Below are 12,068 nucleotides of genomic sequence, written 5' to 3'. Positions count from 1 at the left end.
ATAGCGCCTGCATCGGCCATTTTTGCAGCAATCAAGGCGTCGCGCGCACTTTTCTGTTGACGTAAAGCTGAAAACATCTAGAATGCGCCTCCGTGGTTACGATACTTTTACAGTATCGATGGTATGCGAAGGTGGCGGAATTGGTAGACGCGCTAGCTTCAGGTGTTAGTGTCCTTACGGATGTGGGGGTTCGAGTCCCCCCCCTCGCACCATAAATCACAATGATATTGCTCGCACTGGGCGAAGGTGGCGGAATTGGTAGACGCGCTAGCTTCAGGTGTTAGTGTCCTTACGGATGTGGGGGTTCGAGTCCCCCCCTCGCACCAACGAGGCGATATCAAAAATAGTAAGATGACTGTGCGAAGGTGGCGGAATTGGTAGACGCGCTAGCTTCAGGTGTTAGTGTCCTTAGGATGTGGGGGTTCGAGTCCCCCCCCTCGCACCAATTATCTTACATCCCTTCTGAAGTTCCTCTTGTTTTCTCTGTTATTTCAAACTCATCAGTATCACCAGAATTCCACTGACCAGTGCTACGCATGATGGCAGTAAAACAAAGTGGCGCAGCTGCTTATGCCAGATCATGCCTGACGTGACTAACAGTCCTGACACAATGATCGCTTTCCAGGTATCAAGGGAGAGATCGGCAAACATCAACCCGCCGAGAATGGCTCCCGGTAGCAATACCCCCCAACCACTGCCAAGCGCCCTGTTCAACATGATCTGCCCTCTCACAACGATAATGATAACCAATATCATATGACACAGATTATCATTTGTCAGCTGAATGAATCAAAATCCATCGACCTTTACCTTTCCCGTAATGACAGGAATTGCCTAAGGTGATAAATTGCACACCTGTTAACAACATCTAAAGATTTTCTGATAATTACTCTTTGAGTTTTTTGCATGTTTTATTGCGAAACAGCACCTACTTATTTGTTTTAATTAAATTTTAATAAAAACGCACGACTATGACATCACAATCCTGGCGGTCTTTGGTTCACAGAAAATATCAATTGTCGTTACGTTTATTTTTATTTCTGAACGCAACCTCGGCAGTGTTCTCGGTAACAAATCCGCTCAATTCTGTACGCCTGTTATCTGCCCCACTTATTGCTATTTTCTCCATCAGCACCGGCCTGTTCGTCTGGCACTGGAGAAAGCGCGCGCGGAAGATAAATATTCCCGTTGTTTCAGGGATCTTCGGTATTTTGTGGGCCTGGCAAATTGAGTCTAAATTCGCCTTAATTACCCACGACCACGCGACGTATTTGTTAATCGCTCTATTAACGGTACTTTTTATCGGAACGCTGGCATTCGCGAGTAATATCAAAGCATTTACGCTGCACTCATTGCCCACCTTTATTGTCTGCCTGTGGCTAAGCGATCACGATATATGGCTGAGAATGACCTATTCTTTCGCACTTCCTGTGGTGGCAATTGCTATACATAACATTTTGCAAACGCGTAACGATCGTTTCGCTCAGGAATTGCTCTCGCGCCTGTTGGAAGAGCGAGAAACCCTTACCGATCTCAGCATGATGGACCCGCTTACCGGGCTCTATAATCGTCGCGGTCTGCAAAGCCGTCTGGAGAACCTGCCGACGGTAGAAAATGGCGAGCACTTTGTCCTGCTGATGGATATCGATCACTTCAAAGCCTATAACGATCACTATGGCCATATGATGGGCGATCAGGCGCTGAAGCGCGTCTCTGCGGCAATCCGCGACGCCGTGCGTTCTCGCGATATTGTGGCGCGTTTTGGCGGAGAAGAGTTCATGGTGCTGCTGACCAATATTTCACTCGAACATGCCCGCCAGACGGCCGAGCGGATCCGTCAGAAAGTCTACGATTTGAAAATCCCGCATCTGTTTAACGAGAGTGTCGCGACAAACGTCACCATCAGCATTGGTATTGCCATTTTCGAGGATGAAGACGTGGAAGGCGCGCTGGAAAAAGCGGACAAAGCCCTCTACGAAGCAAAGCATATGGGGCGCAATAACATTCTGTTAAGTGAAGAGCTGCAGACGGCATAAACATCACGGCGGTGTCTTAAAGACAAAAGTCTTGCCATTGATATGAGCAATAGTTAGGATTGGCAATCATTATCATTTAGATTTCTATCTATACTATGGCTACGCATACCGCACACATCGTCGAACCCCTCCTCTGGCGAGCGCCCCTCACCAGCGGGAATGCTTCGCTTGCGGATGACATACGGGATAAGATTGCGGAGACGCGCGCCCACCTGCTGGACTTTATCCGCCTTGATGAAGCGCACCCGAACCACGCCATGACGCTCTCAGAGTGGCGTCAACCGACAAAACTGCAGTCGCTGTTGGCCACCTATTCCGACCATATCTATCGCAATCATCCCACTCTTACGCGGGAAAATAAACCACTGCTCTCTCTTTGGGCGCAGTGGTATATCGGGCTGATGGTGCCTCCCCTCATGCTGGCGCTGTTAACCCAGAAGAGCATGCTGGAACTCTCGCCGGATAATTTCCACGTCGAGTTTCACGAAACCGGGCGCGCAGCCTGTTTCTGGATTGATCTGCACGAAGACCAGAACGCGGAACGCCTGACGGCTCAGGAACGCATGGAGCAGCTTATCACCCAGGCCCTGATCCCGGTCGTGGACGCGCTTGAAGCGACGGGAGAAATTAACGCGAAGCTTATCTGGAGCAATACGGGCTATTTAATCCACTGGTATTTAACGGAAATGAAGCCTCTGCTTGGTGATGAGAACGTTGATGCCCTGCGTCAGTCCTGTTTCTTTGCAAAACAGCTTTCCGATGGCCGTGACAACCCGTTATTCCGTACCGTCGTGCTCCGTGATGGGCTTCTGGTTCGCCGCACATGCTGCCAGCGCTATCGCCTGCCAGATGTTAAGCAGTGCGGGGATTGCACGCTGAAATAATCGGCCACGGCCTGATGCCCTCACCCTGCCCCTCTCCCACAGGGAGAGGGAACAAACACTAAAAACGGCAACCTGAGTTGCCGTTTTGCTTTAACCTAAGCCACCTGCTGATTGTCCTCTTCCGCGTTACGCTGTGCTTCTTCCGCTTCCTGCTCCAGCAGCTGTTTCTCGTACACTTTGAAGAACGGGAAGTAGATGATTGCCGATACGCAGGCCAGGACCACAACCAGAATAGCCGCGCGGAAATCCCAGCCCAGAGCCCACGCTGCGCCTATTGGCGCCGGTGCCGTCCAGGGAACCACTGAGATGACGCGGCCAATCAGGTCAAACGTCATCGCCGCCCAGGCTAGCACGGCATTTACCATCGGTGCCAGCAGGAACGGAATAAAGAACACCGGGTTCATCACGATTGGCGTACCGAAGATAACGGGTTCATTGATGTTGAAGAAGCTGGGTACCACGCTCAAACGCCCGATAGAGCGTAAATGCGCTGAACGGCTACGCAGATAGCAAATGACCAGCCCCATCGTGGCACCCGACCCGCCAATCACGATAAAGAACGTCCAGAACGCCTCCATAAAAATATGCGGCAGAGGCTGACTGGCGGCCAGCGCGGTCTGGTTCGCACCTAGGTTAGTCAGCCAGAACATCTGCAGCATCCCGGAGACGATGGCGGCTCCGTGGATCCCGGCGAACCACAGCAGATGACCAATCAACACGGCCAGCAGGATCGCAGGCAGGGAATCCGCTGCGGAAACCAGAGGTTTAAAGACCGACATAATGGCCTGCGGGATCAGCATGCCGAACTGAGACTGAATGAGCAGGCTCAGAGGATAAAGCGTCAACACCACTACCAGCACCGGGATGAGCAGATCAAAAGAGTTTTTGATCATCGGAGGAACCTGGTCCGGCAGGCGAATACCGATGTTATGGGCCTTGAGGAAACGCATCATCTCAACGCAGTAGATCGCCACCAGAATCGCGGTAAAAATGCCCGTCCCACCCAGGCTATCGACAGGCAGCGTGCCTTTGGTTTTCGGTGCCGCGACCAGCAAAAACGCCATCAACGACAGCATGGCGCACATAAACGGGTCTAACTGGTGTGATTTGACATAATGTTTGCCAAGGTTATAGGCGATGGCCGCACAGATATAAATGGACATAATGCCCATCGTCATATCAAACGGCGTCAGGATTTGGCCTTCAAACTGCTTCGCCATATCCAGCCAGGCTCGGGCGAAACCCCAGGTGGTATCCGGCGAAAACGGCGGGTATGCGAACACTAACAGAAACGAACCCACAATCATAAATGGCATCGCAGAGATAAACCCATCACGGATAGCCATGACATGACGCTGGGAAGAGATCCGCCCGGCAATCGGGCTCACGTAATTTTCAACAAAACGGAATATCAGGTTAAACGCAGCATGGTTGGCAGACATGGCAGATCTCCTGTCAGACGTTTGTTACGGGCGCATTTGCGCCGCACGTTGTTCCATAAATCACCTTCACAACCTTGCTGGCTTGTGGACCAGTGGTACTGCTCAGACGGAATGGTTTCATAATTTGCTCTTATTATTGGATACAGGGGACGTTACGTACTCAGTATTAATCGACGCATCACGCTCTGCAACCGGTTACTGTAACCGGTTTCCGTGATTGTGAAGAGGATCCAGAAATCAGCCGTTCGGGATATTTGTTACTGAAGAGATATTTACAGAGCATAAATTCTTATGACAGATTACGCAGGATATTTGTCAGGAGGAAACAATGAGTTTGCAGTCTGTACAGCAGTTTTTTGCCGACAACGCGCCGGATATAGACGTCATTGAACTTAGTCAGAGTACCGCTACCGTTGCGTTGGCTGCTGCCGCCCATCGTGTTGAACCGGGACAAATCGCCAAAACCTTGTCATTAAAGGTGAAAAATGAGGTGATACTGGTGGTGGCGAAAGGCGATGCGCGCCTGGATAACAAAAAGCTGAAAGATACGTTTGGTGCGAAAGCGCGCATGCTCAGCAGTGATGAAGTGGTGACCATCACAGGTCACCCCGTTGGCGGCGTGTGCCCGTTCGGCCTTGAAAACCCGCTCGCGGTTTACTGCGATATCTCATTAAAGCAGTACGCCGAAGTTCTGCCCGCAGCAGGCGCAATTCACAGTGCCGTGCGTATTTCACCTGACAGAATGGCAGAGCTGACTTCCGCAAAATGGGTTGATGTTTGCATCTGATTGATGCGCCAGAGCCTGTCTGGCGCGCAACAGACAGGTTATAAAAAAGTCGGCTTGCTGAGTATCGAACTTCGCGGTTCTCTTGCCGAAAGGTGGGTAATAATATCCGCCGCATCGAGCAGCCCTACGTCAGAGTTCACCCCCAGCTTGACCATCGCATTAAACTTATGCGCCCGGATGGTCTTAATATTGCGTTCAAGCTGTGCCGCGATTTGAGGAATGGAATAGCCGCAAGACATATAACGCAATATTGCCCGTTCCGTTGGGCTTAACATTCTGCTTTGACTCTGGTACCAGTGATTCATCATATTGTCATTGATGCGCAGGGTTTCGCTCAGCAACACCATGAGTTCCTTCTGCAGGTGCTCAAGCTTCAGCGATTTACTGACCACACCGTGAAGGCGTGACGGGGAAAGATGGCTAATCAATCTTGCTTCCATCTCATCAGCGACCAGGATAATGCGCTGGATATGGCCATGCGTAAACGCAAAATCCCGCAGGTGCGCCAGGCAGCTACGACGCTCTTCTCGCGCATCGGAATATGAATAGATCAGCGAGAAAAAATTGATGTGCTGAAGTGCTTTCTGAAAGCTATCAAATTCACTAAACAGATGCAGCTGATAATGATTCAGGCCGGGCATCGCAAAAAGATGCTGCAGCCCAACAGCACTCATCGTGCAATTTTCGACGATGGCGATATGTCTTGTTGAATCGGTTTTTTCCATTCCTCGAACTCTCCATAGGCTGACATCAAACTCAGCTCTCGCATTCCCTGTGTACTGTTTATCCAGGCGTACATATCGGCATTACTGCGTAATGACAGCCGTCGCATCGCACTGTTTTTCTGTGCACTGACGGTTTTATTGCTCTTCTTGAGCAATGTGGCGATTTGGTTAATCCCCCATCCTTTACCTAACAGCCGCAATACTTTGCGTTCGGAGTGCGTAAGGGCAATAATGTTTTCGTCTTCATCCCCCGTACTTTGAGGTTCAGGGGCTAACAACGTCTGGCTTACCCGCTCTGCGCGTTCGCTACCTGCCCGAATAGCGTTCACCAGGCCTTCAATGGGTTCCATATCAGAAAGCAGCGTACTTTCCGGGCGCACAAGTAGCTCAACGGCAATAGGGTTAAGCGGCCGCGAAACTAAAAAGATCCAGTGAATGTTCCGGTATTGATTCAATAAATTGAAATACTCTTCGAGCGCGCCCCGAGGATTCCAGTATTCGCCTGTAATATCAGCAATGATGACGTCAGCGCGGCGTAGCTGGAGCAGTGTTAACTCCTGCAATGAGCTGCAATAGGTCAATTCAAAATCGGGGAAATGGCGAGTCATTACGCCCCCCAACCCGTTTTGCATGACCGGTATCCGGCTAATGATAACGCTATGCTTACCGTGCAAAGACAACATAGACCCTCCGTGTCCATTCTTCATGTGATGAGTAACGTTAAAGTGCATCAACGTATGAGTATTTTCGTCCCTGAGTGTAAAGCAGGTTAATACAAGCAGAAGATGAGATGTATTCTTAGTTTAAGAAATACCTAAACAGCAGTAATATCTCACAAAGCGAAATTAAATTTAATTGCAGTGTCATTAAAATAACTACAATATAAAATTAGAATAACTAAATATATATAACTTATCTTTCAATAATTATAATTCACCAGAATGATGAATTAATCCCAACCCCTTCCGCACGTAGGGGCTGCAACTGTTTGCATAAACCTTGATCTGGCCCACAGCAAGAGGCACTGCACTTTGTGCTAAAAGTAATCGCTATGGGCCAACCGGCAACTTTCCACCTTCTTCAGGACAATACATGCAGGCAGATCGGTCAACGCAGCGTGCTATCACGCGGCTATGTATTCAGTGCGGTCTTTTTCTGCTCCAGCACGGCGCGGAAAGCGCGCTGGTTGAGGAGCTTTCCACCCGGCTGGGACTGGCGCTGGGTATGGATAGCGTTGAAAGCGCTATTTCATCTAACGCCATCGTGCTGACCACGATCAAAGACGGCCAGTGCCTGACCTCCACCCGCAAAAACCATGATCGCGGCATTAACATGCATGTCGTGACCGAAGTGCAGCACATCGTCATCCTTGCTGAACATAAGCTTCTCGATCTTCGGGAGATTGAAAAACGGTTCAGCCAAATTAAGCCATTGCGTTATCCGCGCTGGCTTGTCGTGGTGATGGTAGGGCTGTCTTGCGCCTGCTTTTGTAAGCTCAACAAAGGCGGCTGGGACGGCGCGATCGTCACCTTTTTCGCCAGCAGTATCGCCATGTATGTTCGCCAGCTGCTGACGCACCGGCAGCTGCATCCGCAAATTAACTTCTGCATTACCGCGTTTGTCGCCACCACGGTTTCTGGCCTGCTGCTGCGCCTGCCGCAGTTTGCCACTACCCCGACGATTGCCATGGCCGCCAGCGTGCTTCTGCTTGTTCCGGGCTTTCCGTTGATCAACGCCGTTGCCGACATGTTTAAAGGACACATCAATACCGGTCTGGCACGCTGGGCTATTGCCAGCCTGCTGACGCTGGCGACCTGCATCGGCGTTGTGATGGCCATGACACTCTGGGGGTTACGCGGATGGGCGTGATAGATTTTCTGCTGGCGCTGGCACAGGACATGCTTCTGGCCGCCATTCCTGCCGTCGGCTTTGCGATGGTGTTTAACGTTCCGCAACGCGCTCTGCGGTGGTGTGCGCTGCTGGGCGCGATTGGTCATGGCTCGCGAATGGTGATGATGACCGCAGGATTTAACATCGAATGGTCGACATTTATGGCCTCCATGCTGGTTGGCAGTATCGGCATTCAGTGGTCGCGCTGGTATCTGGCGCATCCCAAGGTGTTCACCGTCGCCGCCGTGATCCCAATGTTCCCCGGCATATCTGCCTATACGGCGATGATTTCCGCGGTGAAAATCAGCCATTTTGGCTACACCGAGCCTCAGATGATCCTCCTCCTGAGCAACTTTCTTAAGGCGTCGTCCATCGTCGGCGCGCTTTCCATCGGGCTGTCGATCCCCGGGCTGTGGCTGTACCGCAAACGCCCACGCGTTTGATATTTGTGTTATTTCGCTGCCATGGAGATAATCTTTCTGGTCCGTTTGGTGAAAATAAGGAAAGGATGTGGCTAACCCTGGCAGCGAACACCCCGAGCACAGCGAAGAATCCAGCCTGAAAGAGAAAATTTTTCAGAGCGCCATCGCGCTTTTTGCCGAGTATGGATTGAACGGTGCCCGCATGGAGCAGATCGCGGAGAAAGCGGGTACCACCAAACGCATGGTGGTTTATCATTTTAAGAATAAAGAGAATCTCTATCTTCTGGTTCTGGAACATGTTTACACCCAGATTCGCGCCAGTGAAAAAGCGCTAAGCCTGGCGGGAATGCCCCCCGTCGAAGCGCTGGTCAATCTGGTTGAAGCCACCTTTGACTATCATGCCGACCACCCGGACTACATCCGGATTATCTGCATGGAAAACATGCAGCGCGGCCGCTTTATGCAGCAGTCGAGCTATCTGCGCCAGGTTAACCGTAGCGCGCTCGACCTGCTGGAGGGCATCCTGCTCCGGGGCAAAGAAAAGCAGCTCTTCAGCCAGACGGTTGACGCCCGCGATCTTCACCGCCTGATAAGCAGCTTCAGCTTTCACTACGTTGCCAACAGCTATACCTTCACGCTCCTGTTTGAAGACGGGGCGGACGAACAGGCTCAGCGCCAGCACTACCGCAAAATGGCCGTTCAGGTGGCGCTCCGCTACACCTGCCCATAAAATTGCTTGCAATTAAATCGCACACTACCTATATTCATCTCATGAACGCGAAAACGAACGACGCAACCGCTGCGCTCAAGCTGGATAACCAGCTCTGCTTTGCACTCTATTCGGCAAATCTGGCGCTTAATAAGCTGTACCGGCAACTGCTGGCACCGCTGAACCTGACTTACCCGCAATATCTGGTGATGCTGGTACTGTGGGAGCAGGATGACGTCACGGTGTCGGACATCGGCGAACGCCTGTTTCTGGACTCTGCAACCCTGACGCCGCTGTTAAAACGGCTGGAAAGCGGTGGGTTAATCAACCGCCACCGTTCGCGCAAAGACGAACGTCAGGTCGCCGTCACCCTGAGTGAAGCGGGACGTGAACTTCAGCAGCAGGCATTGGGTATTCCCCATGCGGTGGGTTGCGCAGCGCAGTGTGATACCGACACTTTGCTGGCGCTCAAACAGCAGCTCGAACTTTTGCGACAACAGCTACACCGCGCGTAAAGCTATACTTTACGCGTGATTATTACCCATATATATCGCACGCTATTTAATAGCACACATCAAAGCAAGATGAGGAACCTGCCATGTCTTTAGAAAAAGTAGTGTATACCGCCAAAGCAAAAGCAACCGGTGGCCGTGACGGCCGCGCGACCTCTTCCGATGGCGTACTGGACGTAAAACTGGGCGTGCCAAAAGAGATGGGCGGCATGGGCGGAGAAGTAACGAACCCTGAGCAGCTGTTTGCTGCGGGCTACTCTGCCTGCTTCCTGGGCGCGATGAAGTTCGTGGCCGCACGCGACAAATTTACCCTGCCAAAAGATGCCTTTATTGAAGGCGAAGTGGGTATTGGCCCGCTGCCAACCGGTTTTGGTATCGAAGCAAAACTGAACATCCACGTTGAGGGTATGGATCCCGCGGAAGCCAAAAAGCTGGTCGATGCGGCGCACATTGTTTGCCCGTACTCTAACGCGACCCGCGGCAACATCGACGTGACCCTGAACATCATCGCGTGATAAATACCTGATGGCGCTGCGCTTTTCAGGCCTACGACCGTAGCCCCGGTAAGCGCAGCGCCACCGGGGAAATCCCCTCCTTCCCTTTCCTCTCTCTGTGCTACCATAAGCCCATATCACGCCCGTAGTAATCAGTAGAGTAAGCGTTATGTCCTCCAGAATTCTGACCACCAGCATTGCTGGCATTGATGCCTTTATGCGCGACCCACGCGGTGTGTTGACCCATGCCGAAGGCGGCACGGTTGCGGTTTTTGCCGACAACGCGCCGGCGTTCTACGCAATCACGCCGGAACGCCTGGCACAGCTTCTGGAGATTGAAGCGCAACTGTCACGCCCGGCGAGCGATATCACGCTGGACAACCAGTTCTTTGATGAACCGGTTAACGTCCCCGTGACCGTTCCGATGGGAAAATTTGCCCTGTACGCGGGCTGGCAGCCGGATGCGGATTTTCAGCGGCAGGCCGCGCTGTGGGGCATTGCGCTAACCCAGCCGGCCACCGCGGAAGAGCTCGCCGCGTTTACCGCCTGGTGGCAGGCGGAAGGTAAAGTCTTCACCCATATTCAATGGCAGCAAAAGCTCGCGCGTCATCTTCAAATTACCCGCGCCGGCAACAACGGCCAGCCCAAACGCGATATCAACGCGTTTTCCGAACCGGATAAACAGATCCCCAGCGGATTCCGAGGTGCGAAATGAAGAACGTCGGCGACCTGATGAAACGTCTGCAAAAAATGATGCCTGCCAACGTGAAGCCCGCTTTCACCACGGGTGAAGAGCTGCTGGCGTGGCAAAAAGAGCAAGGTGAGATCCGCGCCGCCGCGCTCGCCAGGGAAAACCGGGCGATGAAAATGCAGCGCACCTTTAACCGTTCCGGTATCCGTCCCCTGCACCAGAACTGCTCGTTCGATAACTATAAAGTCGAAACCAACGGACAAATGAACGCCCTTGCCGCCGCCCGTCAGTACGTGGATGAATTCGACGGCAATATCGCCAGCTTCATCTTTAGCGGCAAGCCGGGTACCGGAAAAAACCACCTTGCAGCCGCCATCTGCAACGAGCTGCTTCTGCGGGGTAAATCGGTTCTTATCATCACCGTGGCCGATATCATGTCCGCGATGAAAGACACCTTCAGCAACCGCGAAACCAGCGAAGAGCAATTGCTCAACGATCTGAGCAATGTCGATTTACTGGTCATCGACGAGATTGGCGTTCAGACAGAATCCCGCTATGAAAAAGTGATCATCAACCAGATTGTCGACCGCCGCTCCTCGTCCAAACGCCCCACCGGCATGCTGACGAACCACAATATCGACGAGATGACCCGCTTACTGGGTGAACGCGTCATGGACCGCATGAAGCTGGGTAATAGTCTTTATGTCATCTTCGACTGGGAAAGTTACCGCAGCCGCGTTACCGGCAAAGAGTATTAAGACAGTTCCAGGAATCGCCGCCTGGGCATAGGTATATACTGGAACCCCTTCGGCCCAAAACGGACCTTTTTGAGAGAGCCATGATGAAAAAACAGATTCTAATCAGCACCTTTTTAGGCGCGCTGCTGGTGACCGGCGCAGCGCAAGCGGCGTCCTGGCAGGAGTCCCTGTCAAGCGCGGCAAATGAGCTGACCAAAGAGAGCAGCAGCTCTCAGGGTGGACTCTCCGCCTCTTCCCTCACCAGCCTGCTGGGCAACAGCTCTCAGAGCCTTAGCGCGGGCACGATGAACAACGCGGCGGGGATTCTGGAATATTGCGCGAAGCAAAAGCTGGCCTCCGTGACCGACGCGCAAAACGTGAAAAACCAGGTGCTGGGTAAACTGGGGCTGGATACCCAGGAGCAAAAAGCGGACACCAACTATATGGACGGCATTCAGGGCCTGCTTAACGCGCAAAACGGGCAGCAGCTAAACCTGAGCACCCTCGGCAACTCTTCTCTGGCAAAACAGGTGAAAACCAAAGCCTGCGATCTGGTGCTGAAACAAGGCGTTAATTTCATCTCCTGATCCACCCCCTTTTTCTGCCACAACACGCCGCGTTTAATGCGATAGTCTTGCAACGCGGCGCTAAACGAACGTTTTTCCCACCTGCCACCGTCTCAGCGTCCGTTTGTCAGGATGCGACCTTCTTCATAAAAACGATTTTCTAAACCAAATCC

At 52.1% G+C, this 12,068-nt stretch carries 15 protein-coding genes and 3 tRNA genes; 14 read left to right on the top strand and 4 right to left on the bottom strand.

The genetic code is table 11. The features are described from left to right. Positions 1–125 precede the first annotated feature (125 nt). The 3 genes from EnteroDNA1_RS17105 (at position 126) to EnteroDNA1_RS17095 (ending at position 445) form a co-directional block, all read left to right on the top strand. Positions 126–212: transfer RNA gene (locus tag EnteroDNA1_RS17105), tRNA-Leu, on the top strand. A 28-nt stretch (positions 213–240) separates the two neighbouring features. Beyond that, positions 241–326: transfer RNA gene (locus tag EnteroDNA1_RS17100), tRNA-Leu, on the top strand. Between the two features lie 33 nt (positions 327–359). Then, positions 360–445: transfer RNA gene (locus EnteroDNA1_RS17095), tRNA-Leu, on the top strand. A gap of 41 nt (positions 446–486) precedes the next feature. Here the strand turns inward: EnteroDNA1_RS17095 and EnteroDNA1_RS17090 are convergent. Next, complete coding sequence (locus EnteroDNA1_RS17090) at positions 487–756, bottom strand: DUF1435 domain-containing protein (RefSeq protein WP_032660829.1); 270 nt, start codon at positions 754–756, stop codon at positions 487–489. A gap of 215 nt (positions 757–971) precedes the next feature. On the opposite strand from EnteroDNA1_RS17090, the gene EnteroDNA1_RS17085 reads away from it, so the two are divergent. Both EnteroDNA1_RS17085 and fhuF read left to right on the top strand, forming a co-directional pair. Next, on the top strand, positions 972–2,036 hold the full coding sequence (locus EnteroDNA1_RS17085; RefSeq protein ID WP_047060227.1) for a GGDEF domain-containing protein: 1,065 nt from the start codon (positions 972–974) through the stop codon (positions 2,034–2,036). Positions 2,037–2,131: 95 nt separating this feature from the next. Beyond that, the gene (gene fhuF, locus EnteroDNA1_RS17080; protein WP_069303638.1) at positions 2,132–2,920 is read left to right on the top strand and encodes a siderophore-iron reductase FhuF; all 789 of its coding nucleotides are present in this window, start codon (positions 2,132–2,134) and stop codon (positions 2,918–2,920) included. A 95-nt stretch (positions 2,921–3,015) separates the two neighbouring features. Here the strand turns inward: fhuF and EnteroDNA1_RS17075 are convergent, their stop codons facing one another. Continuing rightward, complete coding sequence (locus EnteroDNA1_RS17075) at positions 3,016–4,362, bottom strand: PTS sugar transporter subunit IIC (RefSeq protein WP_023310306.1); 1,347 nt, start codon at positions 4,360–4,362, stop codon at positions 3,016–3,018. Between the two features lie 328 nt (positions 4,363–4,690). On the opposite strand from EnteroDNA1_RS17075, the gene EnteroDNA1_RS17070 reads away from it, so the two are divergent. After that, positions 4,691–5,149, top strand: a complete 459-nt coding sequence (locus EnteroDNA1_RS17070; RefSeq protein WP_008502085.1) for a YbaK/EbsC family protein — start codon at positions 4,691–4,693, stop codon at positions 5,147–5,149. Between the two features lie 38 nt (positions 5,150–5,187). Here the strand turns inward: EnteroDNA1_RS17070 and bglJ are convergent, their stop codons facing one another. Beyond that, on the bottom strand, positions 5,188–5,823 hold the full coding sequence (bglJ, locus tag EnteroDNA1_RS17065; protein WP_069303637.1) for a DNA-binding transcriptional activator BglJ: 636 nt from the start codon (positions 5,821–5,823) through the stop codon (positions 5,188–5,190). Then, a complete protein-coding gene (locus EnteroDNA1_RS17060) occupies positions 5,820–6,557 on the bottom strand; it encodes a helix-turn-helix transcriptional regulator (RefSeq protein ID WP_069303636.1) in 738 nt (245 codons plus the stop codon). Before EnteroDNA1_RS17060 ends, bglJ begins: the two co-directional genes overlap by 4 nt. Before the next feature lie 409 nt (positions 6,558–6,966). Between EnteroDNA1_RS17060 and EnteroDNA1_RS17055 the strand changes: the two genes are divergently transcribed. From EnteroDNA1_RS17055 to EnteroDNA1_RS17020, 8 genes are all read left to right on the top strand, one after another. Then, positions 6,967–7,743 (top strand): threonine/serine ThrE exporter family protein, encoded by a 777-nt coding sequence (locus EnteroDNA1_RS17055; RefSeq protein ID WP_023310303.1) that lies wholly within the window; start codon positions 6,967–6,969, stop codon positions 7,741–7,743. Beyond that, complete coding sequence (locus EnteroDNA1_RS17050) at positions 7,734–8,207, top strand: threonine/serine exporter (protein ID WP_023310302.1); 474 nt, start codon at positions 7,734–7,736, stop codon at positions 8,205–8,207. Before EnteroDNA1_RS17055 ends, EnteroDNA1_RS17050 begins: the two co-directional genes overlap by 10 nt. A gap of 67 nt (positions 8,208–8,274) precedes the next feature. Continuing rightward, positions 8,275–8,916, top strand: coding sequence for a TetR family transcriptional regulator (locus EnteroDNA1_RS17045; protein ID WP_033144567.1), 642 nt, complete (start codon positions 8,275–8,277; stop codon positions 8,914–8,916). Between the two features lie 41 nt (positions 8,917–8,957). Next, positions 8,958–9,410, top strand: coding sequence for a MarR family winged helix-turn-helix transcriptional regulator (locus tag EnteroDNA1_RS17040; protein WP_033146484.1), 453 nt, complete (start codon positions 8,958–8,960; stop codon positions 9,408–9,410). Positions 9,411–9,493: 83 nt separating this feature from the next. Then, positions 9,494–9,922 carry an organic hydroperoxide resistance protein gene (locus tag EnteroDNA1_RS17035; RefSeq protein WP_023310299.1) on the top strand — a complete coding sequence of 143 codons (429 nt, stop codon included), beginning with the start codon at positions 9,494–9,496 and terminating at the stop codon, positions 9,920–9,922. Positions 9,923–10,070: 148 nt separating this feature from the next. Then, positions 10,071–10,616: a primosomal protein DnaT gene (gene dnaT, locus EnteroDNA1_RS17030; protein ID WP_029742210.1), complete on the top strand. Its 546-nt coding sequence runs from the start codon at positions 10,071–10,073 to the stop codon at positions 10,614–10,616. Further along, on the top strand, positions 10,613–11,350 hold the full coding sequence (gene dnaC, locus EnteroDNA1_RS17025; protein ID WP_023334409.1) for a DNA replication protein DnaC: 738 nt from the start codon (positions 10,613–10,615) through the stop codon (positions 11,348–11,350). Before dnaT ends, dnaC begins: the two co-directional genes overlap by 4 nt. 83 nt (positions 11,351–11,433) lie before the next feature. Next, positions 11,434–11,916 carry a DUF2501 domain-containing protein gene (locus tag EnteroDNA1_RS17020; RefSeq protein WP_073001066.1) on the top strand — a complete coding sequence of 161 codons (483 nt, stop codon included), beginning with the start codon at positions 11,434–11,436 and terminating at the stop codon, positions 11,914–11,916. Positions 11,917–12,068 lie beyond the last annotated feature (152 nt).

It is taken from the genome of Enterobacter sp. HK169 (assembly GCF_001719105.1).
In the GTDB taxonomy this organism is placed as follows: Bacteria; Pseudomonadota; Gammaproteobacteria; order Enterobacterales; family Enterobacteriaceae; genus Enterobacter; species Enterobacter asburiae_B.
The sequence above is the reverse complement of the archived record's forward strand: the minus strand, read 5'-3'. Positions and strand labels throughout refer to the sequence as shown.

Coding starts and splice junctions, on each gene's coding strand:
- EnteroDNA1_RS17090 (WP_032660829.1), bottom strand. CDS start 756: ATGATATTGGTTATCATTATCGTTGTGAGAGGGCAGATCATGTTGAAC.
- EnteroDNA1_RS17085 (WP_047060227.1), top strand. CDS start 972: ATGACATCACAATCCTGGCGGTCTTTGGTTCACAGAAAATATCAATTG.
- fhuF (WP_069303638.1), top strand. CDS start 2,132: ATGGCTACGCATACCGCACACATCGTCGAACCCCTCCTCTGGCGAGCG.
- EnteroDNA1_RS17075 (WP_023310306.1), bottom strand. CDS start 4,362: ATGTCTGCCAACCATGCTGCGTTTAACCTGATATTCCGTTTTGTTGAA.
- EnteroDNA1_RS17070 (WP_008502085.1), top strand. CDS start 4,691: ATGAGTTTGCAGTCTGTACAGCAGTTTTTTGCCGACAACGCGCCGGAT.
- bglJ (WP_069303637.1), bottom strand. CDS start 5,823: ATGAGTGCTGTTGGGCTGCAGCATCTTTTTGCGATGCCCGGCCTGAAT.
- EnteroDNA1_RS17060 (WP_069303636.1), bottom strand. CDS start 6,557: ATGTTGTCTTTGCACGGTAAGCATAGCGTTATCATTAGCCGGATACCG.
- EnteroDNA1_RS17055 (WP_023310303.1), top strand. CDS start 6,967: ATGCAGGCAGATCGGTCAACGCAGCGTGCTATCACGCGGCTATGTATT.
- EnteroDNA1_RS17050 (WP_023310302.1), top strand. CDS start 7,734: ATGGGCGTGATAGATTTTCTGCTGGCGCTGGCACAGGACATGCTTCTG.
- EnteroDNA1_RS17040 (WP_033146484.1), top strand. CDS start 8,958: ATGAACGCGAAAACGAACGACGCAACCGCTGCGCTCAAGCTGGATAAC.
- EnteroDNA1_RS17035 (WP_023310299.1), top strand. CDS start 9,494: ATGTCTTTAGAAAAAGTAGTGTATACCGCCAAAGCAAAAGCAACCGGT.
- dnaT (WP_029742210.1), top strand. CDS start 10,071: ATGTCCTCCAGAATTCTGACCACCAGCATTGCTGGCATTGATGCCTTT.
- dnaC (WP_023334409.1), top strand. CDS start 10,613: ATGAAGAACGTCGGCGACCTGATGAAACGTCTGCAAAAAATGATGCCT.
- EnteroDNA1_RS17020 (WP_073001066.1), top strand. CDS start 11,434: ATGAAAAAACAGATTCTAATCAGCACCTTTTTAGGCGCGCTGCTGGTG.